The organism is Hydrogenophaga sp., assembly GCF_051860785.1.
Taxonomy (GTDB): Bacteria; Pseudomonadota; Gammaproteobacteria; order Burkholderiales; family Burkholderiaceae_C; genus Hydrogenophaga.
The window spans coordinates 59,149-81,359 of the sequence record NZ_JBIMLB010000007.1 but is presented as its reverse complement, the minus strand read 5'-3'; the positions used below and the strand labels follow the sequence as shown (position 1 = coordinate 81,359).

Below are 22,211 nucleotides of genomic sequence, written 5' to 3'. Positions count from 1 at the left end.
GCATATCCCAGCATCGCGCGCGATCGCGGCGCCTATCATCCCCGCAGGCCATGCGCCGCCCTCCGAACATTTCCTCACACGAGCGCGGCGAACCCAGCCCACCGACACGACTCGAACCCCGATGACCCGACACTTCCCCTTGCTCCTTTCGACCGCCCTGCTCGCCTCCACCGCCTGGGCGCAAACCCCCAACCCCGAGTTCGACGCCTGCCTGAACAGCCTGCGCGCACCCGCTCGCGCAGCGGGCGTGCAGGACGCCACTTTCACGCTGAACACGCAAGGCCTCGTGCCCGACATGTCGGTCATCGACAAGCTGAATTTCCAGCCCGAGTTCCGCACTGCGATCTGGGACTACATGGCAGGGCTGGTGGATGAAGAACGCGTGGAACAGGGCAAGGCACTGATGGCGCAGCACGCGGAAACACTCGCGCGAGTGAACGAGCGCTTTGGCGTGGACCCGGCCACGGTGGTGGCGGTGTGGGGTGTGGAGAGCAACTTCGGCCAGAGCTTCGGTAAATCGCCGCTGGTGCAGTCGCTCGGCACACTGTCGTGCTTTGGTCGCCGCCAGGCCTACTTCCGTGGTGAGTTCTTTGCCACATTGCGCATTCTTCAGGCGGGCCACATCGCGCCCGAACGCCTGGTGGGCTCCTGGGCCGGCGCCTTCGGCCACACGCAGTTCATGCCCAGCACCTTCGAGCGGCTGGCGGTGGATTTCGATGGTGACGGCAAGGCCGATCTGATGGACAGCACCACCGATGCGCTGGCCTCCACCGCGAATTTCCTGCAGAAGGCGGGCTGGCAGACCGGCCAGCCCTGGGGCTTCGAAGTGAAATTGCCCGAAGGATTTTCCGCCGCTGGCGAAGGCCGGCGCACCAAGCGCGCCATGAGCGAATGGGCCGCGCGTGGCGTGAAGCGCGTGGACGGCACTGCATTGCCCGCCTCGGGCAGCGCAGGCCTGCTCACACTCGCCGGCCCGCAGGGTCCGGCGTTCCTCGTGCTGCGCAACTTCGACGCGCTCTACAGCTACAACGCGGCCGAAAGCTACGGCCTGGCGATCGCGCACCTGTCTGATCGGTTGCGCGGCGGCAGCACCTTCGTCACGCCCTGGCCCACCGACGACCCCGGCATCTCGCGCGCCGAGCGCCGCGAACTTCAGACGCTGCTGATCCAGCGCGGGCACGACATCGGCGCGGTCGATGGCATGCTCGGCGACAAGAGCCGCACCGCCATCCGCGCCGAGCAGGAACGCCTGGGCCAGGAAGCCAGCGGGCGCGCGGGGCAGAAGCTGCTCAGGGCGCTGCGAGGCGGCTGAGGCTGCGCGCGAGGCGCTCGCTCGCCACACGCAGCCGCTCTTTCAACATCGGCGGTTCGATCACGTCGAAGTCCACGTCCAGCGCCATCAGCCAGTAGACCAGCGAGTCCAGCTGGTTGGCACCGCAGACCATGATGCAGCGTTGCTCGTCCACCGCCTCGAGCACGGCCGCCGAAGGCGGAATGCGTTGCACCATCACCTCTCGCGGCTGGTGCAGCAGCACACGCGCCTGCTCGGGGTGTTCCACGAACGCGCGCAGGTCACCCGCAGGGGGCGGTCGCGGTGCAAAGTGTGTGCCGGTCTTCGGCTCGCCCTCCACGCGGTCGATGCGAAAGGTGCGCCAGTCGTCGCGCGCCGGGTCCCAGGCCACCAGGTACCAGCGGGTGCCGTTGTGCACCAGGCCGTGTGGCTCCACGTTGCGCTGCGTGCTCCGGTTCTTGCCGTCGCGGTAGGCGAATCCCAGTTGCAACTGGTCGCGGCAAGCGGCTGAGAGCGTGGCCAGCACATTCGCATCCACGGTGGGGCCCATGCGCTGGATGGGCAGGATCGCCGCTCTCAAGGCTTCGATGCGCCGGCGCAGGCGCGCGGGCATCACCTGGCCCAGTTTCACCAGCGCGCGCAGCGAACTCTCTTCAACGCCACTCACCGTGCCTGCAGCAGCGATCTGCAGGGCAATCGCCACGGCCAGGGCTTCCTCGTCGTCCAGCAGCAGCGGCGGCAGGGCCTGACCGGCGCGAAACGCGTAGCCACCCGCCACGCCGCTGCTGGCATGGATGGGGTAGCCGAGCTGGCGGAGGCGGTCGATGTCGCGGCGCAGCGTGCGCGGATTCACTTCGAGGCGTTCGGCCAGTTCCTGGCCAGCCCAGTGGCTGCGCGTCTGCAGCAGGGACAGTACGCGCAGCAGGCGGGAAGATGAGGTCAGCATGACTTGCACTGTATCTCTTATCGAGGGCAGAAATTGTCCGCAATAGAAACGACATTGCAGGTACGGCCTCGGCGCGATGTCGAGACGATCCTCAACCCCTCCAAGGAGCCTCCATGTCCATCGTTCTCTACTGGCACCCCATGTCCAGCGCCACCCCCATCGCCTGTTCCCTCGTCGAACTCGACGTGCCGCACGAACGCCTGAAGGTCGATATCCGCACGGGCGAGCAGCGCCGCCCGGAATACCTCGCGCTCAATCCGAATGGCAAGGTGCCGACCATTACGTCCGACGGCGCGCCGATGTTCGAGGCCCTGGCCATCCAGCTCTGGCTGGGCGAACAATTCGGCGTGGAGCGTGGCCTGTGGCCTGCCGCCAGCACGCCCGAGCGGCTGCAGGCCATGTCGTGGTGCACCTGGGCCTACGTGACCTACGGCGCCCAGGTGATGCGCCTGCAAGCCGCTATCGACGCCGGTACGCCCGACGACGCGCATGGCACCGCAGCGCGAAAGGCCATGGACGAATTGCTTGGCCTGCTCGACGACCGCCTGGGCCGCCAGCCATGGATGATGGGCGAAGCCTATTCGCTGGTGGACCTGGTGATCGGTTCGGTCATCGGCTACAGCGCCTACATCGGCGCGCCCGTCGCGTCACACCCCACCACATTGGCCTGGCTGCAGAAGGTGCAGGCGCGCCCGGCCATGCAGATCGAGGCCTGAAGCCTCAACCCAGCTTCACGGCCGTGCCACTCGCGCAGACCATCATCATCCCGTTGGTCTCGCCGAGCACCTCGTAGTCGAAGTCGATGCCGATGACGCCATCGGCACCCATCTCTTTCGCGGACTCGATGAGGTCTTCCATGGCCGCATCGCGTGCGCCGGAGAGGGCGCGCTCGTAGCCGCCAGCGCGTCCGCCCACCACGTCGCGCACGGAGGAAAACATGTCGCGGAAGATGTTGGCGCCGATGATGGCCTCGCCGTGCACCACGCCCAGCATCTGCGACCGCTGCACGCCGTCCAGCGTGGTGGTGCTGAGAAAGAACCCGTCCTTGCCCTTGGAAAACCAGCCCATGTGAATACTCCCGCTGACGCACCACCCGGTGGGTGCCCGGGCATGGTACCGTGGCCCACAACCTCAACGAAAGCCCACCATGCCAGGCTACCAAGTCCGGACCGAGACCCTGAACCTCGGCGGCGAAGACTGGCACATCCGTCGGCTCATCGACGACCAGCAGTACACCGACACCGACCACAGCGCGGCCGACGTGGGCCTGCCGCCCTCGGGCTGGGCGCACTTCGGCCAGGTGTGGCCCTCCTCGCGCGTGCTCGCGCTGGCGATGCTCACCCATCCTTTGCATGGCTTGCGGGTGCTGGAGATCGGCGCCGGCCTGGCACTGGCCAGCCTGGTCATGCACCGGCGCGGCGCAGACGTGACGGTGAGCGACTGGCATCCGCTCACCGAAGAATTCCTTCGCCACAACCTCGAACTCAACGGCCTGGGCCCGCTGCCCTACCAGGCCGGCAACTGGGAGAGCACCGCCGCCACCGACAACCCGGCGCTGGGCCGCTTCGATCTGATCGTGGGCAGCGACCTGCTCTACGAACGCCAGCAGCCCGCACAACTGGCGGCGTTCATCTTCCGCCACGCCACGCCCACCGCCATGGTCATCATCGTCGATCCCGACCGGGGCAACCGCGCCGCCTTCGGGCGCGACATGGCTGCCATGGGGTTCACGCTCACCATGAGCGCGGCCGACCGGCAACTGGAAGATGGCGAGGCCTACAAAGGTCGCTTCCTGCAGTTCACACGCTGAGTGTCTGCGCGCGTCAATGCGCGCTGCCCGCGTCCACCGCAGCGCCCGCAACGGGCCTGGTGATCCAGATCACTGCGACCAGCACGAAGAAGAGGACCGCCGAGAGATAGAACAGGTCGGTCACGGCCAGCGTGAAGGCTTGCTGGTTGATCATGCGGTCGATGGTGGCCAGCGCCTGATCGCGGCTCATGCCGCTGCCCATGAGCTGATCCAGCGTGGCCATGGCGGTGGCGTTGCCGGTGTGGATGGACTCCACCAGCTGGGCGTGGTGCAGCGAGGCGCGGCTCTCCCACAGCGTGGTGAACAACGAGGTACCCACCGCACCCGCCGTGATGCGCACGAAGTTGGACAGGCCTGCGGCCGATGGTGTCTGCTGCGGCGACAGCCCGGAGAACACGATGGCCTGAAGCGGGATGAAGAAGAAGGCCATGGCCGCACCCTGCAACAGCGTCGGGATCAGGATGGTCATGAAGTCGGCCTGGGTGTTGAAGTGCGAGCGCATCCACAGCACCGCACCAAAGCCAAGGAACGCGACCGTGGCCAGCTTGCGCGGATCGATGCGGCTCACGTTCTTGCCCACCCACGGCGAGAGCACGATGGCCAGCAGACCCACCGGCGCGGTAGCCAGGCCAGCCCAGGTGGCCGTGTAACCCATGTGCTGTTGCAGCCACAGCGGCAACAAAACCACGTTGCCGAAAAACAGGCCGTAGGCGATGGACAGCGCCATGGTGCCGGCCACGAAGTTGCGCCGCACAAACAGTCGGATCTCCACGATGGGGTGCTTCTCGGTCAGTTCCCACGCCAGGAAGAACATGAAGCTCACCACGGACACCACGGTAAGCAGGATGATCTCGGTGGACTCGAACCAGTCGAGCTCCTTGCCCTTGTCGATCATGATCTGCAGGGTGCCCACGAACAGCACCAGCAGCACCAGGCCGATCACATCCAGCGGCACGCGGCGCGGACCAGGGTCTCGGCTGCGGTAGATGGACCAGATGAGCGCGGCGGCGATCAGCCCCACCGGAATGTTGATGTAGAAGATCCAGGGCCACGAGATGTTGTCGGTGATCCAGCCGCCCAGCAACGGGCCCGCCACCGGCGCCACCAGCACCGTCATGGCCCACATGGCCATGGCCGTTCCCGCCTTCGCGCGAGGGTAGCTCGCCAGCAGCAGCGTCTGCGAGAGCGGAATCATCGGCCCGGCCACCAGGCCCTGCAGCACGCGAAAGGCGATCAGCGTGCCGATGTTGGGCGCCAGCCCGCAAAGCCAGGACGCCAGCACGAACAGCAGCACGCTCATGGTGAACAGCCGCACCTGGCCAAAGCGCTGCGTGAGCCAGCCCGTGAGCGGCACCGAGATGGCATTCGCCACGGCGAACGAGGTGATGACCCAGGTGCCTTGCGCCGGGCTCACGCCCATGTCGCCCGCAATGGCCGGAATCGACACGTTGGCGATCGAGGTGTCGAGCACGTTCATGAACGTGGCCAGCGACAGCGCAACCGTGCCCAGCACCAGCTGGCCACCCTTGAGCGGTTCGAAGGCCACCGGTGGTGCGGGTGGTGGCGCTGGGAGCGCGTCGGACTCCGCAACCGCAGTGCTGCTCATGATTTTTGGACGTCCGGAATCAGTGCGCCAAAGCGACCGCAGGTGCGTGGGGCGTGCTCGCCGCCGGCTTGGGCAGGACCGCGCGCACCGCGCCACCGTGCTGGCCAATGATGGCGCGCACGCGGGCGTCCGCATCCCGGCTGTCCTGCTCGAACACCGCCGTCTGCACGGCCACTGGCGCGCTCGCCGCGTCCGCCAGCATGCGGCCATCGGTCCTGCTCACGTCCACGCGCGCTTCCATCGACAGACCCAGGCGCAGCGGATGGTCCACCAGCTCCCTGGCGTCCAGGCGCACGCGCACGGGCACGCGCTGCACCACCTTGATCCAGTTCCCGGTGGCGTTCTGCGCAGGCAGCAGCGCAAAGGCCGCGCCGGTGCCAGCACCCAGACCGTCGATGCTGCCGTGGTAGACGACCTTGTTGCCGTACACGTCGGCGGTGAGCTCCACCGGTTGACCCAGCCGCAGGTTCTGCAACTGGCTCTCCTTGAAGTTGGCTTCCACCCAGACCTGATCCAGTGCGATCACCGACAGCAGGGGCGCCCCCGCCTGAAGGCGCTGGCCCAGTTGCACATTGCGCCGCGCCACATAACCATCGACCGGCGCCTGCAACTCCACTCGCTGCAGCGCCACGTAGGCCTCACGAACCCGGGCCGATGCACGCAGCACATTCGGATGCTGCTCCACCGCGATGCCTTCGGTGAGCGACTGGTTCGCCGCGAGCTGTTCGCGCGCGGCGAGCACGGCCGCACGCGCGGCCTCGGCGTTGCTCTTCGCGGCGGCGAGTTGCGCCGTGGCGTGCTTGAACTCTTCCTGGCCCACCGCGCCGGTGGCCACCAGCGGCTGACGCCGCGTCACATCGTCCTGCAGGCGCTGCAGATCACTTTGCGCGCGCGCCAGGTCGGCCTCTCGCAGGGCGATCTGCGCGCCCTGGGTGCGGTTGTTGGCGTAGAGGGTGCGCACCTCGCGCACGGTCTGCGCCAGTTGCGCTTCGGCTTGCTCCAGCGCGATCTTCGCGTCCGTCGGGTCCAGGCGCACCAGCCACTGGCCGGCCTTCACGTGGTCGGTGTCGTTGGCGTTGATGGCCACCACGGTGCCCGCCACCTGCGGCGTGATCTGCACCACGTTGCCCTGCACGTAGGCGTTGTCGGTGGTTTCAAAGTGGTTGAGCACCAGCGCCCAGTACACGCCATAGGCCAGGCCGGCCAGCAGCACGACGGCCGCCACGGCGGTCAGGGCCTTCTTGCGGGCGGGGTGGCCCGGAACCGGCGTTGTGGAATTGGCGTTCATGTGAGGCTCCAGAATCGGTGAGCGAAAGCGTGAAAGAAAAAGCGCGGCGAGGGGATCACCGCGTGGGCTCGAAACCGCCGCCGAGGGCGCGAACGAGCGCGACCTGGGCCGAGAGTTCGCGCGCCTGAAGGTCGACGTTCAGGCGCCGCTGGTTGAGCAGTGAGGTCTCAGCGGTGAGCACGGTGAGATAGCTGCTGAGGCCCGCTCGGTAGCGCTGCGTGGCGATGTCGTAGGCCGCCTCGGCCGCATCGCGGGCCTGCGCCTGCTGTTCGCGCTGGCGCTGCACCGACTGGCGCGCCTGGAGCTGGTCGGCGGTTTCGCGCACGGCATCGAGCACGGCGCCGTTGTAGCTCTCGACAGCGGCGTCAAGGTCGGCCGTCTTCGCGCGCAACTGGGCGCGCAACCGCCCCGCATCGAAGATCGGCAAGTGGATCGCAGGACCCACGCCGTACTGCTGGCTGCCCGACTCGATCAGCCGGTCCAGCCCGATGCTGGACAAACCCACGAACGCGGTGAGGCTCACGTTGGGATAGAACTGCGCCTTCGCCGAATCCACGCCCTTGGTGGCGGCTTCCATGCGCCAGCGCGCCGCGCTCACATCGGGCCGCCGGCCGAGCAGATCCGCCGGCAGCACGGCGGGCAACGCCAGGGCCTTCATGGACAGGAGATCGGGCTGGAGCTGGTCGTAGGTTTGCGCAGGCCTGGCCGCCAGCGCGGCCAGCGCATGCCGAGCCATGGCAATCTGTTCGTCCAGTTGTTCGATCTGCACGCGTGCTTCGGGCAACGCACCTTCGCCCTGCTTGAGTTCAACGCGGGTGTCCAGACCCGCATCGACACGCTGGCGGATCAGCCCCAGCATCTGGTCGCGCTGGGCCAGCGCCTGGCGGGCCACGTCGCGCTGGGCCAGCAGCCGGCCCAGTTGCAGATAGGTCTGCGCCACCTGGCTGGCCAGCACATTGCGCGCGGCCTGCAACTCGGCGGCGGCGGCACGCTCGCTGCCCACGGCGGCCTCGATGGCCGCGCGGTGCCGGCCGAAGAAGTCGATCTCCCAGCTGCCGGCGAGCTGTGCGTTGGCCAGGGTGCGCATGGAGCCCCCCAGCGGCGCCGGGTAGATGCTGTTGGCACTGAAGCGCTGGCGCGTGGCGTCGGCACTGGCGTTGAGCTGCGGACCTTCCGAGGCCTGCTCACCGGCGGTGGCTGCCTGCGCCCTTCGCAGCCTCGCCTCGGCCACCTTCAGCGAAGGCTGGGCCTGCAGGGCCTGTTCGATCAAAGTGCTCATCTCGGCATCGCCCCAGTCGCGCCACCAGTCGGCGTGCAAGGTCTCGTTGGCCGCAGCGTCCGGCGCCGCCGGCAAACCCACGGCGCCGGACTCCAGCACACGGGCCGTGGAGCCGATGCCGGCGCTGCTGGCGCAGCCCGCCACCACCAGCACCGCCCCGAGCGACAGTGCCATGCCCCAAGGGCGGAGACGGCGAAAAAAAGGCATGGAGGTATCGGGTTTCATGGTTTCAACCGTTTTCTCGCAGCGCATCGCCGGTGTCGACCATGCGCTGAAGGTAGCCCGTGAGGGCCTGCCATTCGGACCGGGAGAAACCGGCCAGGTGCTGGTTCAGCACGTCGGCCAGCACTTCAGGCACATGCTCCATCGCGGCCTTGCCCTCGGGTGTGAGTTCCACCCATACCACGCGCCGGTCCTCGGTGGATCGCTCGCGTTTGCACAGGCCCTTTTTTTCCAGCCGATCGAGCAGGCGCGTCATGGCGCCGGCATCGATCTGCGCCCACCGTGCGAGCTCCGCGACGGTGGATTGCCCCTGCATGCGCAGTCTCATCATGGGTCCCCACTGCGCGGAGGTGAGGTCGTGCAGATCCAGGCGCTTGTCCACTTGGTGGACGATGGATTGCAACACCCGCTTGATCAGGTAACCCACGCTCTGCTCTGGCTTGTAGGTTCCCGCTTCGTAGAAGCGGATCGGAATGGGAGCACGTGCCATGGTTGCATCGAATGGATTCGGAAAGTCGTGAATATACATGCCTAGGCAATATTTATTCAGGCAGTCAAAATCACCCCGCTCGCATCTCGGGAAATGCACGCTGCGATCGCCCATGCAAAAAGGCCCGCTGTTGCGGGCCTTTTTGCATGGAGGGCCGCGAGGGGCCCGACGGGAATCAGCCGCCCTTCTTCGAGCGCTTGCCAGGGTTTTTCTTGCTGCGCGTGGCCACACCACGCTCCAGGCTCACGCGCTGGCCGCGGCCGGGCGTGGCCAGGGACACGCCGGCAACGGGCGTGGGGCGAGGGGTGCGCTTGCGGTCGGCTTCGGTGACGATTTTGTTGCCCATGACAGGATCCTGAGAGAGTTGGAAAAACCCGTATTAGGCCACAAGGCCCCGGGCGGCGACCCTCAAGCGGTCGCGACCGGGCTCCAGCCGAGGCTTGAATCGGTGGACAGCGCCTCGGGGCGGTGCACGGGCAATCGCCATCCCCTGGCGGCATCCGTCTGGGCCGAAATGTCGATGCGCGGCGCATTCGCCTGCACACTGCCGAAGATCGTCGCGAAAGAGGCATCGGCCGCGTCGCGCCCGGTGCCGATGCGCACGAAACCCATGGGAATGGCGGTGCCCGAGGGATCGAAGATGTACCAGCGGTGGCCGAGGTAGACCTCCACGTAGGCGTGGAAGTCGGTCGGTCCGAGAGCGGGGTCGGCACCGTAGTCGATGGCGGTGGTGAACCGCGCCGGAATGTTGAGCGCGCGGCAGAAAGCGATCATGAGATGCGCGAAATCGCGGCACACGCCTTTGTGGTCGTTGAGCGTGTCCAGCGCGGAGGTCATGGAGTTGCTGGTGTTCGATTCGAACTTCACCTGGCTCTGCACCCATTTCTGGATCGCCTGCACGCGCCGGTAGCCCTGCGGAAGGTGGCCGAAAAGCTCCATGGCCCTGCTGGCCACGCAGTCGGACTGGCAGTAGCGGCTGGGGTAGATGTAGGCCAGCGCCTCGGGTGGCAACTGCGCCACCGGCACCTCAAACACGCCATCGGGCTCGGCCACATGGTGCGCAATGTCCAGCGTGGCGCGGTAGCGCAATTGCAGCGGTCCGGGCGAGGCCGTCAGGCGCAGCAGGCGCGTGCGCGTGGGCGCATCGGTGCTCATGAACATAGGCACGGGCTGGCTGAGCTGCAGTTCCTCCCACACCACGGTCTGCTGCGGAGCGTGTGCGGCCTGCACGTTGAAGATGAAATCGGCACCGGGCGCGTTGACGGTGTATTCGAGGTCGATAGCGAGGTGGATGCGAACCATGGTGGCCCAGTGTAAGAAGGTGAAAATCGGGTGTCTGTGCGCTGGACCACCGTGACGTCGATCATGCGCTTAAGCTTCACCGCATGCGCGCACTGCTCTCCACGTTCTCCATGCAGGAACTGCGCCACCACCCCTGGCGCAACGCCTCGGCGGTGGTCGCGGTCATGCTCGGTGTGGCGCTCGCCTTTGCGGTGCACCTCATCAACGCCTCGGCGCTCGCCGAGTTCTCCAGCGCGGTCAGCTCGGTCAACGGCCAGCCCGATCTGTCGCTGCGCGCACGCCAGGGCTTGCTGGACGACCGGCTGCTCGAGCCCGCTGCCGCCCACCCCGGCGTGGCCCTGGCCAGTCCGGTGCTGGAAATGCCCACCCAGGTGATCGATGCCCAGGGCCAGCGCGTGGCGGTGAAGCTGATGGGCGTGGATGCGCTGGTGGTGGCAGGCCTGTCGCCCGCGCTCATGCCCGTGGTGGAAGCGCCCGAGGGTGAGGCCACCGGGCGCCGGCTCGACCTGTTCGCCCCTGATGCGGTGTTCCTCAATCCGGCCGCGAGCCAGGCCCTGGCCGGCGCGCGCGCGTTGCAGTTGCCTGGCGGTGCGCTGCGCGTGGCGGGCCGCGTGAGCGCGCCGGGCACGCCCCTGCTGGTGATGGACGTGGCGGCAGCGCAGGAACACTTGAACCGCCCGGGTCTGTTGAGCCGCATCGACCTGCGTCTCGCGCCCGGCGCGCGCGCCAGCGAAGTGCTGGCTGCGCTGGCCCTGCCAGACCATGTGATCGTGCAACGCCCCGAGCAATCGGGCGAGCGCGTGAGCAACCTCTCGCGCGCCTACCGCGTCAACCTCACGGTGCTCGCGCTGGTCGCGCTGTTCACCGGCGCCTTCCTGGTGTTCTCGGTGCTCTCGCTCTCGGTGGCACGGCGCCAGCCGCAGTTTGCGCTGCTGGGCGTGCTCGGCCTCTCGGGCCAGGAGCGTCTGCGCCTGGTGCTGGCCGAGTCGGCCCTGCTCGGGCTGCTGGGCAGCGCACTGGGTGTGGCGCTGGGCACCGCCCTGGCCGCACTCGCCTTGCGCCTGCTCGGCGGCGACCTGGGCGGCGGTTACTTCACCGGCGAGTCCCCGCCCCTGCTCTGGAGCCCCTGGGGCGCGCTGGTCTATGGCCTGTTGGGCGTGGCGGCCTCGGTGGTGGGTGGCTGGTGGCCTGCGCGCGCCACAGCGCTCATGGCTCCAGCACTGGCGCTCAAGGGCCTGGGCGCACCCGCGCCACGGGGAGGTCGCCGCCATGCGTTCGCCCTGTCACTGGTCGCGCTGGCGGCGGCGCTGGCCTGGGCACCGCCCGTGGCCGGCATTCCGCTGGCGGCCTACTTCTCAGTGGGCCTGCTGCTCGTGGGCGGCATCGCGGCACTGCCGCTGGGCGTGGGCTGGCTGCTCGATCGGCTCGCGCCGCACGTGGCGCACCGTGCTTTGCCCCTGCTGGCGGTGGAACGGTCCAGGCGCCTGCGCGAGACCGCCGCCGTGGCCACCAGTGGCGTGGTCGCCAGCCTGGCGCTGTCGGTCGCGCTCACGGTCATGGTGGCGAGCTTTCGCGACTCGGTCACGCAGTGGCTCGACGCCGTGTTGCCTGCACCGCTGTATGTGCGCAGCATCGGTGGTGTGGGCGATGCCAGCCACCTGCCGGAAGACTTCGTGCGGGCCATGGCCGCCGTGCCGGGCGTGGCACGCGCGGACCCGCTGCGCGCCACGCCGGTGCAACTGGATCCGGCGCGCCCGGCCGTGGTCCTGCTCTCGCGCCCGCTGAACCCGGGCACCGGTGCCCTGCTGGGGCTGCTGCTGGTGGGCAACCCCTTGCCAGCGCCCGCTGCTGCCGACAACGAACGCGTGGTGCGTGTCTACGTGAGCGAGGCCATGGTGGACCTGTACGGCGCCACACCGGGCGGCTGGCTCGACGAACTTTCCGTGGCCTTTGCGCAGGCGCGCGGCACGCGCTTCTTCGTGGCCGGTGTGTGGCGTGACTACGCGCGCCAGCACGGCAGCGTGGTGATGGACCGCAACGACTTCGTTCGACTCACAGGCGATGCCAGCGTGAACGACCTCGCCGTGCTGCTCGATCCTGACGCGCAGGAAGACACGGTGCGCGATCGCATCCGCGCCCAAGCCGAGCGGCTGGGTGTGGCCGATCAGATCCAGTTCGCCTCGGCCAGCCAGATCCGCGCAGGCTCGCTGCGCATCTTCGACCGCAGCTTTGCCGTCACCGTGTGGCTCCAGGCCGTGGCCATCGGCATCGGCCTGTTTGGCGTGGCGGCGAGTTTCAGCGCGCAGGTGCTGGCGCGCAAGCGCGAGTTCGGCCTGCTCGCGCACCTGGGCCTCACGCGCCGGCAGATCCTGGGCGTGGTGGCGCTCGAAGGTCTGGCCTGGACGCTGCTCGGCGCGCTGGCCGGGCTGGTGCTGGGCCTGGCGGTGAGCCTGGTGCTGGTGCATGTGGTCAACCCACAGAGCTTTCACTGGACCATGGACCTGGTGCTGCCCTGGGCGCGGCTGCTCGCGCTGTGCGCTGCGGTGGTGTTGGCCGGCACGCTCACCGCCTGGCTGGCGGGCCAGGCCGCCGCGAGCCGCGATGCGGTGCGTGCCGTCAAGGAGGACTGGTGAATTTCGATCGACGGCAATGGCTGATCGGCACCGCCGGTGCCTGGGCGTTCTCGCCCTTGCAGGCGCAAGGCAGGCACGAGCCCGGCGACGCGCTTCGGCCACGTCCGCTGGTATTCCCGCGCGACCACGGCAGCCACAACGAGACCCGCACCGAGTGGTGGTACCTCACCGGCCATGCGCGCGATGCCAGTGGGCGCGATTTCGGTTTCCAGATCACTTTCTTCCGCAGTCGGGTCGACGAGGCCCGCCACCTCAAAAGCCGACTTGCCGCGAAACACCTGCTGTTTGCGCATGCCGCCATCACCGACGTGAAAAATGGTGAGCTCGTGCACGACCAGCGCATCGCGAGGTGGAACGGCGAGCCACCCACGCGCACCGGCCACGCGGTATTTGCCAGCGTGAACGACACCCACATCGAACTGCGCGACTGGCACCTGCTGCGCGAGCCCGGCGGCGACTACACGATGCGCGTGGCCAGCGACACCCTGCAGATCGAACTGCGCGCCCAGCCGCGCCAGTCCTTTCTGCTGCAGGGAGAGGACGGCTTCTCGCGCAAGGGCCCGGACCCGGCGCAGGCCAGCTTCTACGTGAGCCATCCCCATCTGGCCGTGCAGGGCACGCTGGGCGTGCGCGGCCAGCGCTTCGCCGTGCAGGGCAGCGGCTGGCTCGACCACGAATGGAGCGAGGCGCTGCTGCACCCCGAGGCCGTGGGCTGGGACTGGATCGGCATGAACCTTCTCGACGGCTCCAGCCTCACTGCCTTCCAGTTGCGGCGCAAGGACGGCAGCAAGGTCTGGGCAGGCGGTTCGTTCCGCGCGCCGGGCAGCGCGCAAAGCCCGACCGACATCTACCGCTTCTCAGCGGGCGAAGTGGACTGGCAACCCCGGCGCTTCTGGACCAGCCCCCTCACGCGCGCACGCTACCCCGTTGAATGGGTGGTGCGCACGCCGGCCGATTTCTACACCATCAAGGCCGTCATCGATCCGCAGGAACTCGACAGCCGCGCCAGCACCGGCACGGTGTATTGGGAAGGCCTGTCGGACCTGATCGACAGCAACGGCCGCACCGCAGCGCGCGGCTATCTGGAGATGACGGGCTACGCCCAGCGGCTGGTGCTGTGACTCAGTAGCCGAGCAAGTTGCGGCGCACCTGGAGGAGGTGTTCGAGCGTGAGTTCGCGCGCGCGCACGGCATCGCGATCCCTCAATGCGCCGACGATCTGCCGGTGCTGCGCCTGATAAGCCAGCCGGCGCTCGGGCGTGACGCTCTTCTTCTTGAGTTGCCCCCAGTCGCCCTGGGCGCGCACGGTCTTCATGAGGCCGAAAACGTTGCCCACGAAGCTGTTGTGCGCGGCGTCGGCAATGGCCTGGTGCAGCTCGGCGTCCCAGTGCTCGAAGGCTTCCAGCGTCTCGGCCGCCTCGGCCTCGTCGCAGCAGGCGTCCATGCGCTGGAGGTCCGACGCGCTCGCGTTGCGGATCGCCAGTTCGATGATGGCCGGCTCCATCGCCAGGCGGGCCTCCATGAGATCGGCCGGACTGGTGTGCTGCGACGAGTCGTGCTGGATGCGCTGGCCCATTCGCGTGCCCGCGCGTTGCGCCACAAAGGTGCCGCTGCCCACCGTCTGCTCGATCAGCCCCTGCTGCTTGAAATCGGCCAAAGCCTTGCGCACGGTGGTGCGGCTCACGCCAAAGGTGTCGGCCAGTTCGCGCTCGGTGGGCAGGCGATCACCGGCGCGCCATTGCCCCGAATGCAGCTGGTCCAGGATCGATTCACGCAGGGGTCGGGCAAGGCTCATGGAACAACAATGTACCAAATCAGACCAATGCAGTCGTCTCCAGGCGACTCCGTGCTTTCCCCAATCCTGATGAATCTCTCATCACCTATGATTTGGATTCTGGTACCAATTGGTACTTTTTGGTATTCACCTGTTCTCAAGGAGTCTGCGTGCGCCTCGCCACTTTCGTTCATCAAGGCCAGCGAATGGTCGGCACCGTGTCGGCCGACGGCCTCATGGTCACACCGCTGGCACTCAGCGCGGCCGACGCCCAGCGCGGTGCGCTCCCGCTGGTGGAGGCCGCCGCCCGTGGCGTCGCGCTGCCGGCTGCAAACGGCAACGCAGTGAAGCTCGCCGAGGTGCAACTCGAAGCACCCATTCCCATTCCCCGCCGCAACATCTGGTGCGTGGGCCGCAATTACCACGAGCACGCGAAGGAACTGCAGGGCTCGGTCTTCAAGAACAACAACACCAACCCCGCCGCCTGGCCCATCGTGTTCACCAAGGTGCCCGAATGCGTGGTGGCCAACGGTGCCGATGTGCTGCTGCCGGGCGACGACATCTCGCCGCAGATCGACTACGAAGCCGAACTCGCCGTGGTCATCGGCACCGGTGGCAAGAACATCGCGAAGGCCGATGCGATGAGGCACGTGTACGGCTACACCATCGTCAACGACGTGACCGCGCGCGACGTGCAGATGCGCCACCAGCAATGGGACATGGGCAAGAGCTTCGACACCTTCTGCCCCATGGGACCGTGGATCGTGACGGCCGACGAACTCGACGGCCAGCACACGCGCGTGCGTTGCTGGGTGAACGACGAGCCGCGCCAGGACGGACGCACCGAAGACCTGATCTTCGACATCCCCACGCTGATCGAGACCATCTCGCGCGGCATCACGCTTTACCCTGGCGACGTCATCGCCACCGGCACACCGGCCGGCGTCGGTCTGGGCATGACACCGCCCACCTTCCTGAAAAGCGGCGACGTGGTGCGCATCGAGATCGACGGCATCGGCACGCTGCAGAACCGGTTTGTCTGAACACCCTCCCTGTCCATAAAAATCGTCTGGAGACACTCATGCATCGCACCGCACTCAAACTCTGCAGCCTCGCGCTGGCGCTCGCCGCCACGGTGGGCGTGGCCACCGCACAGGACGCCTACCCCAGCAAACCGATCACGATGGTGGTGCCCTTCCCGCCGGGAGGTGTGGCCGACGTGGTAGGCCGCCCGGTGGCCGAAGCCATGGCGCGGCACCTCAACCAGTCGGTGGTGGTGGTCAACCGGGCCGGCGCGGGGGGCGGCATCGGCATGGCGCAGGTGGCCAAGGCCGCGCCCGATGGCTACACGGTGCTGATGGCGCTGTCCTCCATCGTCGTGCTGCCCGAGGCGGACCGGATCCTGGGCCGACCACCGATGTTCGAGCTCAATCAGCTCACGCCCATCGCCCGCATGACGGCGGACCCCACGGTGCTGGTGGTGCGCGCCGACAGTCCCTGGAAGACGTATGCCGAATTCATCGCCCATGCCAAGGCGAATCCGGGCCGCGTGACCTTTGGCTCGTCGGGCAACTACGGCACCATGCACGTGCCCATGGAACAACTCAAGGCCGCCACCTCCAGCTACATGCTGCACGTGCCCTACACTGGCGCCGGCCCGGCCATCCTCGGCATGCTCAGCGGACAGGTCGACGCGCTCGCGACAGGTCCGGCCAGCGCGGTCGGCCAGATCAAGGCCGGCAAGCTGCGGGCACTCGCCCATTGGGGCGAAGGTCGCCTCGCCCTGTTGCCCGACGTGCCCAGCTTCAAGGAACTGGGCGTGCCCATCAACTACTCGCAATGGGCCGGCATCTTCGTGCCGGCCGGCACACCAGCGGCAGTGGTGAACAAGCTGCGCGAGGCCGCACGCGTGGCGGCCCAGGACCCGAAGACCATCCAGGTCATGACCACCGCCGGCACCTCGTTCCAGTTCCAGGACGCGGCCGAGTTCGACAAGTTCGTGCAGGACGACGCGCGCGCCATGCTGACCGTGGTGAAGAAGATCGGCAAGATCGACTAGCGCACGGGCGGTGGCGCCACCAGGTCGATGCGGCGCTGCACCCGCGCGGCTTCTTCGGCAGTGCCCGCGGTCTGGGCGCGGTCGCGCTGCACAGTGAGCCAGGCCAGCAGCGCACGGCGCCAGCCGCGCGCCGAGGCGGTGTCCACCGCCGTGGCAATCATGCCCGGCGTGGCGCGACCGCTGCGCAGCAGAACGCCTGCGGCCACCAGTTGCGAAAGCGGGTCCTTGATCGAGGCCACGGCGGCATCTGGCGCGGCCCCGCCGACCAGACCGCGGTGCGCCTCGGGCAGCAGTGCGGCATCGGCCGGCTGCGCTGTGCCTTGCAGGTAGCGGGCGTAGGCCTGTTCGGCAGGCGCCGCGTCCTGCGCCAGCGCCTCGAATGCCGCGCAAGGCTCGAACACCAGCGAAGCCACGCGCGTGGCACAGCGCAACAACTCGGCACGCGCCACCAGATCGGCGCGCCCGGTGCTGGCGACTTCGCGCCGCACGCGTGAGAACTCCGCCGCCTCGATGCGCGCATCACCCACCAGCCAGGCTTCGGACGCGCGCTCCGCGCTGCTCCGGGCGTTCATCTGCCATTCGGGTGCGGGGGGCGTGCTGGAGCAGGCGGCGAGTGCGCCGAGGGACAGCACCAACAGGAGTTGAACGGGTTTCTTCATGGGAGGCGGATTTCCGTTTCACGCGCAAACGGCCATTTGCGGTTGATCTCGTTGATCAGCGAATCCACCTTGCGCAGGCTGGATTCCACCTCGCCACGCAGCGTGCCGAGGTCGCCCGTGGCGTCGCGCGCGTTGCCGGCCACGCCTTGCGCCTCCACCAGCACCGCGTCCACCTTCTGCAGGCTGTTGCGCGCATCGCCCAGCAGCGCGGTGAGCTGTTTCACCGTGGCCTGCGCATCGCCCACCAGGCCGGTCTGCCCTGGCGCGGCGCCCTGGCCGAACACCTGGCGGTCGGCGTTGGCGGCCAGGCTGTCCAGACGCTTTGCCAGCGCATCGGCACGCTGCAGCAGCGCGTTGGTGCGCTCGATGGTGGCCACCAGTTTCTTCGCGTCCTCGTCGTTGCCCATCAAAACGCCCAGGCCTCCGTGCGGCCCTTTCAGGCGCTCCGCCGTCACCTGCACACCACCCAGCGTGCCGGCCACCGCACCGTCGGCAGCCGTGAGCGCAGCCAGGTTCTCCAGCACCTCGCGCATGCTGGCCGCCAGCTTCGGAATTTCGGCCGCAGTGTCACCCCGCAGCACGTTGCGTTCCGCGCCATCGGGCAGCGCCGGATCGTCCAGCACGCCACTGTAGGCGCGCAGGCGCGTGCCACCCACCAGGCCGCGCTCCATGGTGAAGATGCTCGAAGTGCGCAGCCATTTCGCGTCCTTCTTCGGCACGTCCACCAGGATGCGCACGTTGCCGTCGTCCGCCAGTTCGATGCGCGCGACGCGCCCGATGGCGAAGCCGGCGAAGGTCATGTCCATGCCCACCACCACGCCTTCGGAATCGTCCGAGATCAGCACCAGCCGCTGCGTGGGTTCGAAGACGCCGCGCGCAAACATCACATACGCCGCCGAGCCCACCACCAGCAGCACCATCACCACCAGCAGCAGCGCGGCCTTGAACTCCAGGTTCTTCACCGGTGGCGGTTCATCGTACGAGGGGGGTGTTGGAGGCGTGGCGTTCATGGATTTAGTAATAGTTGCCGATCAACGACGTGACTTCGATCAGGAGCACCACCGAGAACAGGCGGGCGAATTCGGACATGTCGCTGCGGCGCGAGAAGCCACCGCGTTCATCGCTTTGCGCGCTGGCCGCCAGCGGCACCACGCCCACCGCCAGGCTGAAGAACAGGGTCTTGAGCGAGAAGATCAGCGTGACCGTGGGCGAGAACACCTGCCCCACGCTGCGCGTGTAGCCCGGCAGGCCCCAGGGCGAGAAGCCGTAGACGGTGAGGTAGGTCAGCACCAGGCACACCACACAGGCCAGCGCCGCCAGCAACATCACCGAGAACATCGCGGCCAGCGCGCGCGGCAACAACACCGAGGCCAGCAGCGATTCCAGCGGCGCCAGGCTGCCCTCGCGGTGCGCCCGCGCAAAGCGCCCTCGCAGCGCCTGCGCCGCCGGCATGGCGTAGCGCGCGGCCACGAACATGGCCGAGTACAGGGGAATCAACTCCAGCACCAGCGTGCGCACCAGTACCTCGAGCGCGTACTGCGAGAGGCCATAGCTGTAGGCGGTGGCCACCACGATGCGGATGAGCACCAGACTCACCAGCGCGGACAGCACCAGGAACCAGGTCAGCAGCGGCGCAGTGGCGGTGTACAGGTGCGCAAACACCGCGCTGCGATGCGCGGTGCGGGTGTAGATGGAGGGCGTGAGCGCCAGCACCACAATCTGCGCGCCCATGTGGATCACATGCCACCAGGCGCGCCAGGTGGCGCGGGCCTTGCGGCCCCAGTGGCCCATCAGGCTGTGGGTGGCGTTCACGGGATTCATGCGGGCATGATAGTCGGCGGCCCCGGCGCGAAATACCCCGCAGACGTGAACAAACGTGACAGCCGCTGGTGTAAACGCGCATGCCGGCGAGACCGGTTTGATTTTCAATCGGTCCATCCCATACCCGAGCCCAGGAGTTCTGCATGTCCTTTTCCGTCCACCCCGTGGTGCGCCGCCAGACCATTGCCGATGCCCTGCGCCGCACCGCCCTGCGCCTGCCCGCCAAGACCGCCATCGTCTGCGGTGCCACGCAGTGGACCTATGCCGAGTTCGACAGCCTGGTGAGCCGCCTGGCCGCCGGCCTGGCCCGCATGGGCGTGGCGCAAGGCGACAAGGTGGCGGTGCTGGCGCGCAACTCGCACGGCTTCGCGGCGCTGCGTTTCGCGCTCGCACGCCGAGGGGCGGTGATGGTACCGATCAATTTCATGCTCAAGGCCGACGAGGTGGCCTACATCCTGCGCCACGCCGGTGCCAACACGCTGGCCACCGACAGCGGGCTGGCCTCGCTCGCCCGCGAAGCCGCGGCACTCGATACGCAAGTCGCCCAGTTCATCTGGCTGCCATCCGAAGACCCCAGCGAACCGGTGGCCGGCATGCACCACTTCGACGAACTCGCCGCCTGCACCGACGCCTTGCCTGACGTGACCCTGGGCAGCTTCGACCTGGCGCAGATCGTCTACACCAGTGGCACCGAGTCCACGCCGAAGGGCGCCATGCTCACGCACGACGCCGTGCTGTGGCAGTACGTGAGCTGCGTGATCAACGCCAGCATCGCCGAAGACGACCGCGCCCTGCACGCCCTGCCGCTCTACCACTGCGCCCAGCTCGACGTGTTCTTCGGCCCGGCCATCTACATCGGCAGCAGCAACGTGATCACCGCCAAGCCGGTGCCCGACAACCTTCTCGCGCTGATCGAGCAGTTCGGCATCACCAGCTTCTTCGCACCCCCCACGGTGTGGATTGCGCTGCTGCGCTCGCCGCTGTTCGATGCCGCGAAGCTGAAAAGCCTGGCCAAAGGCTATTACGGCGCATCCATCATGCCGGTGGAGGTGCTGAAGGAACTGGCTTCGCGGCTGCCCGCCGTGCGGCTGTGGAATCTTTATGGCCAGACCGAGATCGCGCCACTGGCCACCATGCTGCCGCCCGAGGATCAACTGCGCAAACCCGGCTCCTGCGGCAAGGCGGTGCTGAACGTGGAAACCCGCGTGGTGAACGACGACATGCAGGACGTGGCCGTGGGCGAGGTCGGCGAGATCGTGCACCGCTCGCCTCACCTCATGCTCGGCTACTTCAACGACCCCGAGCGCACGAAGGCCGCCTTCGAAGGCGACTGGTTCCACAGCGGCGACCTCGCCACCATCGATGACGAGGGCTACATCACGGTGGTGGACCGCAAGAAGGACATGATCAAGACCGGCGGCGAGAACGTGGCCAGCCGCGAAGTGGAGGAAATGGTCTACCGCCTGCCGGCCGTGAGCGAAGTGGCGGTGATCGGCCTGCCCGATCCGAAATGGGTCGAGGCGGTGACGGCCGTGATCGTGGTGAAGGCAGGCCAGCAGCTCACCGAGGCCGAGGTCCTGGCCCACTGCAACCAGCACATGGCCAGCTTCAAGAGCCCCAAGCGCGTGGTCTTCACCGACAACCTGCCGAAGAACCCGAGCGGCAAGCTGCTCAAGCGCGAACTGCGCCAGCGTTACGCAGCCTGAGGCTCAGCCTCCAAGCGTCTCGTGGTGGCCGACGCTGCCGCGCTTCCAGTAGGCCGAGGCGCGCACGCGGGACTTGTCCAGGCCATGGCCCTCCACCAGCGCCTGCCGCACCGCGGCGATGCTGGCCGCCTCGCCGGCGGCCCAGGCGAAACCTTCGCCTGTGGGCAGCTTCAGCGCGGCCACAGCCTTCGCAAGCGCGTCGGTGGCGCCCGTTTCGATCCAGTGCGTCTGAAGGCGCGCGCGGCTGCTGAAGGTGCGCCGATCCGCCGCATCGCCGGTCTCGATCACGGTGATGGCCTGAGCCGTCTCGGGCAATTCTTCGAGTCGCCGCGCAATGGCCGGCACGGCCGACTCGTCGCCCACCAGCAGGTGCCAGTCGAACCCCGTGGGCACCACGAACGAACCGCGCGGCCCGCCCAGGCCCAGTTCGTCGCCCGGCCGGGCCGACTCGGCCCACCGGGAGGCGATGCCATCGCCGTGCAGCACGAACTCGATGTCGAGCGTGCCCGCGGCGCGGTCGAACTGGCGCGGCGTGTAGTCGCGCATGGCGGGCTTCTCGGCACCGGGCGGTAGCGCCAGGCCGTCGGGGCCGGGCTGTGGCAACACCAGCGGCTGGCCCGGCGTGGCGGGCAGCATGAGCTTGGCGTGGTCGTCGAACGAGGAACTGATGAAATCGCGCAGGGCGTCGCCCGCGAAGCGGATGCGCAGGAAATGAGGGCTCACCGAATCGATGCGCTGCACCGTCAGGCGGCGCACCTTGATCTCGTGTCGGACGCGTTCCACGGTCAGCGAATTTTGAGTGCTTGTGTTCATGATTTGAATTGGTTGATAATAACAACCATCATGTCATCAACTGGATGACACTGTCAACGACATGGACAACCCACGATGACGAGACAAAAGAACACCGAGGTGCTGGACCGCCTGCACGCCCTGATGCACGGCCTGCGGCGCCATCTGCAGGACGCCATGCGCCACGATGGCGACGGCCTCGGGCCGATGGAGGTGCGGTGCCTGGCCTACTTCATGCGCAACGACGGCCACACGCAGAGCGACCTGGTGCAGCACTCGGGGCGCGACAAGGCGCAGATCGCGCGCATCGTGAAGGCGCTGCACGAACGCGGCCTGCTGCAGAGCAGCCCCGACCCGGAGGATGGTCGCAGCCAGCGGGTGAGCGCCACGGCCGAGGGCCAGGCGCTGCAGCGCAAGATGCAGCAGCACCGCGCTCGCTTCGAGAAAGCCATGACAGCGGGTTTGAGCGAGAACGAGCGCACCACCCTGCTCGTCCTGCTCGATCGACTGCAGGACAACGTGGGCGAGGGCTGA

At 67.8% G+C, this 22,211-nt stretch carries 22 protein-coding genes; 9 read left to right on the top strand and 13 right to left on the bottom strand.

Annotated features, from left to right (window positions below; all coding sequences use genetic code 11):
- The first annotated feature begins 121 nt into the window (after nt 1-121).
- The gene (locus ACTIF6_RS11465) at nt 122-1,312 is read left to right on the top strand and encodes a lytic murein transglycosylase (protein ID WP_439588108.1); all 1,191 of its coding nucleotides are present in this window, start codon (nt 122-124) and stop codon (nt 1,310-1,312) included.
- Here ACTIF6_RS11465 and ACTIF6_RS11460 read toward each other — a convergent pair.
- Complete coding sequence (locus tag ACTIF6_RS11460; RefSeq protein ID WP_439588107.1) at nt 1,290-2,237, bottom strand: helix-turn-helix transcriptional regulator; 948 nt, start codon at nt 2,235-2,237, stop codon at nt 1,290-1,292. The genes ACTIF6_RS11465 and ACTIF6_RS11460 overlap by 23 nt on opposite strands.
- 113 nt (nt 2,238-2,350) lie before the next feature.
- Here ACTIF6_RS11460 and ACTIF6_RS11455 point away from each other — a divergent pair, with 113 nt between their 5' ends.
- A complete protein-coding gene (locus ACTIF6_RS11455) occupies nt 2,351-2,953 on the top strand; it encodes a glutathione S-transferase family protein (RefSeq protein ID WP_439588106.1) in 603 nt (200 codons plus the stop codon).
- A gap of 4 nt (nt 2,954-2,957) precedes the next feature.
- Here ACTIF6_RS11455 and ACTIF6_RS11450 read toward each other — a convergent pair whose 3' ends face one another.
- The gene (locus ACTIF6_RS11450; protein ID WP_439588105.1) at nt 2,958-3,305 is read right to left on the bottom strand and encodes a heavy metal-binding domain-containing protein; all 348 of its coding nucleotides are present in this window, start codon (nt 3,303-3,305) and stop codon (nt 2,958-2,960) included.
- A 79-nt stretch (nt 3,306-3,384) separates the two neighbouring features.
- Between ACTIF6_RS11450 and ACTIF6_RS11445 the strand changes: the two genes are divergently transcribed.
- Nucleotides 3,385-4,047 (top strand): class I SAM-dependent methyltransferase, encoded by a 663-nt coding sequence (locus ACTIF6_RS11445; RefSeq protein WP_439588104.1) that lies wholly within the window; start codon nt 3,385-3,387, stop codon nt 4,045-4,047.
- A gap of 13 nt (nt 4,048-4,060) precedes the next feature.
- Here ACTIF6_RS11445 and ACTIF6_RS11440 read toward each other — a convergent pair whose 3' ends face one another.
- The 6 genes from ACTIF6_RS11440 to ACTIF6_RS11415 all read right to left on the bottom strand — a co-directional run bounded on the left by ACTIF6_RS11440 (nt 4,061) and on the right by ACTIF6_RS11415 (nt 10,234).
- Nucleotides 4,061-5,653, bottom strand: a complete 1,593-nt coding sequence (locus ACTIF6_RS11440; protein ID WP_439588103.1) for a DHA2 family efflux MFS transporter permease subunit — start codon at nt 5,651-5,653, stop codon at nt 4,061-4,063.
- 19 nt (nt 5,654-5,672) lie between these two features.
- Nucleotides 5,673-6,941 carry an efflux RND transporter periplasmic adaptor subunit gene (locus ACTIF6_RS11435; RefSeq protein WP_439588102.1) on the bottom strand — a complete coding sequence of 423 codons (1,269 nt, stop codon included), beginning with the start codon at nt 6,939-6,941 and terminating at the stop codon, nt 5,673-5,675.
- Nucleotides 6,942-6,996: 55 nt separating this feature from the next.
- The gene (locus ACTIF6_RS11430) at nt 6,997-8,445 is read right to left on the bottom strand and encodes an efflux transporter outer membrane subunit (RefSeq protein WP_439588101.1); all 1,449 of its coding nucleotides are present in this window, start codon (nt 8,443-8,445) and stop codon (nt 6,997-6,999) included.
- 4 nt (nt 8,446-8,449) lie between these two features.
- Nucleotides 8,450-8,932: a MarR family winged helix-turn-helix transcriptional regulator gene (locus ACTIF6_RS11425; protein ID WP_439588100.1), complete on the bottom strand. Its 483-nt coding sequence runs from the start codon at nt 8,930-8,932 to the stop codon at nt 8,450-8,452.
- A gap of 175 nt (nt 8,933-9,107) precedes the next feature.
- Complete coding sequence (locus ACTIF6_RS11420; RefSeq protein WP_439588099.1) at nt 9,108-9,278, bottom strand: hypothetical protein; 171 nt, start codon at nt 9,276-9,278, stop codon at nt 9,108-9,110.
- Nucleotides 9,279-9,340: 62 nt separating this feature from the next.
- Nucleotides 9,341-10,234: a transglutaminase-like domain-containing protein gene (locus ACTIF6_RS11415; protein ID WP_439588098.1), complete on the bottom strand. Its 894-nt coding sequence runs from the start codon at nt 10,232-10,234 to the stop codon at nt 9,341-9,343.
- Between the two features lie 83 nt (nt 10,235-10,317).
- Between ACTIF6_RS11415 and ACTIF6_RS11410 the strand changes: the two genes are divergently transcribed.
- Nucleotides 10,318-12,867 carry an FtsX-like permease family protein gene (locus ACTIF6_RS11410; RefSeq protein ID WP_439588097.1) on the top strand — a complete coding sequence of 850 codons (2,550 nt, stop codon included), beginning with the start codon at nt 10,318-10,320 and terminating at the stop codon, nt 12,865-12,867.
- A complete protein-coding gene (locus ACTIF6_RS11405; RefSeq protein ID WP_439588096.1) occupies nt 12,864-13,988 on the top strand; it encodes a lipocalin-like domain-containing protein in 1,125 nt (374 codons plus the stop codon). Before ACTIF6_RS11410 ends, ACTIF6_RS11405 begins: the two co-directional genes overlap by 4 nt.
- Nucleotide 13,989: 1 nt before the next feature.
- On the opposite strand, the gene ACTIF6_RS11400 is transcribed toward ACTIF6_RS11405, so the two are convergent.
- Complete coding sequence (locus tag ACTIF6_RS11400; RefSeq protein WP_439588095.1) at nt 13,990-14,661, bottom strand: FadR/GntR family transcriptional regulator; 672 nt, start codon at nt 14,659-14,661, stop codon at nt 13,990-13,992.
- A gap of 149 nt (nt 14,662-14,810) precedes the next feature.
- Between ACTIF6_RS11400 and ACTIF6_RS11395 the strand changes: the two genes are divergently transcribed.
- Together ACTIF6_RS11395 and ACTIF6_RS11390 are read left to right on the top strand one after the other, a co-directional pair.
- Entirely contained in the window at nt 14,811-15,683 is an 873-nt protein-coding gene (locus tag ACTIF6_RS11395) for a fumarylacetoacetate hydrolase family protein (protein WP_439588094.1), read from the top strand.
- Nucleotides 15,684-15,721: 38 nt separating this feature from the next.
- Nucleotides 15,722-16,699: a tripartite tricarboxylate transporter substrate binding protein gene (locus ACTIF6_RS11390; protein ID WP_439588093.1), complete on the top strand. Its 978-nt coding sequence runs from the start codon at nt 15,722-15,724 to the stop codon at nt 16,697-16,699.
- On the opposite strand, the gene ACTIF6_RS11385 is transcribed toward ACTIF6_RS11390, so the two are convergent.
- Genes ACTIF6_RS11385 through ACTIF6_RS11375 form a run of 3 tightly spaced genes read right to left on the bottom strand, consistent with a single transcriptional unit; the run spans nt 16,696 to nt 19,179 of the window.
- Nucleotides 16,696-17,358, bottom strand: coding sequence for a hypothetical protein (locus tag ACTIF6_RS11385; protein ID WP_439588092.1), 663 nt, complete (start codon nt 17,356-17,358; stop codon nt 16,696-16,698). The genes ACTIF6_RS11390 and ACTIF6_RS11385 overlap by 4 nt on opposite strands.
- Complete coding sequence (locus tag ACTIF6_RS11380) at nt 17,355-18,368, bottom strand: MlaD family protein (protein ID WP_439588091.1); 1,014 nt, start codon at nt 18,366-18,368, stop codon at nt 17,355-17,357. Before ACTIF6_RS11380 ends, ACTIF6_RS11385 begins: the two co-directional genes overlap by 4 nt.
- A 4-nt stretch (nt 18,369-18,372) precedes the next feature.
- Entirely contained in the window at nt 18,373-19,179 is an 807-nt protein-coding gene (locus ACTIF6_RS11375) for an MlaE family ABC transporter permease (RefSeq protein WP_439588090.1), read from the bottom strand.
- Between the two features lie 143 nt (nt 19,180-19,322).
- Here ACTIF6_RS11375 and ACTIF6_RS11370 point away from each other — a divergent pair, with 143 nt between their 5' ends.
- Complete coding sequence (locus ACTIF6_RS11370; protein ID WP_439588089.1) at nt 19,323-20,885, top strand: acyl-CoA synthetase; 1,563 nt, start codon at nt 19,323-19,325, stop codon at nt 20,883-20,885.
- Nucleotides 20,886-20,888: 3 nt separating this feature from the next.
- Here the strand turns inward: ACTIF6_RS11370 and ACTIF6_RS11365 are convergent, their stop codons facing one another.
- Nucleotides 20,889-21,698 carry a siderophore-interacting protein gene (locus ACTIF6_RS11365; RefSeq protein ID WP_439588088.1) on the bottom strand — a complete coding sequence of 270 codons (810 nt, stop codon included), beginning with the start codon at nt 21,696-21,698 and terminating at the stop codon, nt 20,889-20,891.
- Nucleotides 21,699-21,773: 75 nt separating this feature from the next.
- On the opposite strand from ACTIF6_RS11365, the gene ACTIF6_RS11360 reads away from it, so the two are divergent.
- The gene (locus ACTIF6_RS11360) at nt 21,774-22,211 is read left to right on the top strand and encodes a MarR family winged helix-turn-helix transcriptional regulator (RefSeq protein WP_439588087.1); all 438 of its coding nucleotides are present in this window, start codon (nt 21,774-21,776) and stop codon (nt 22,209-22,211) included.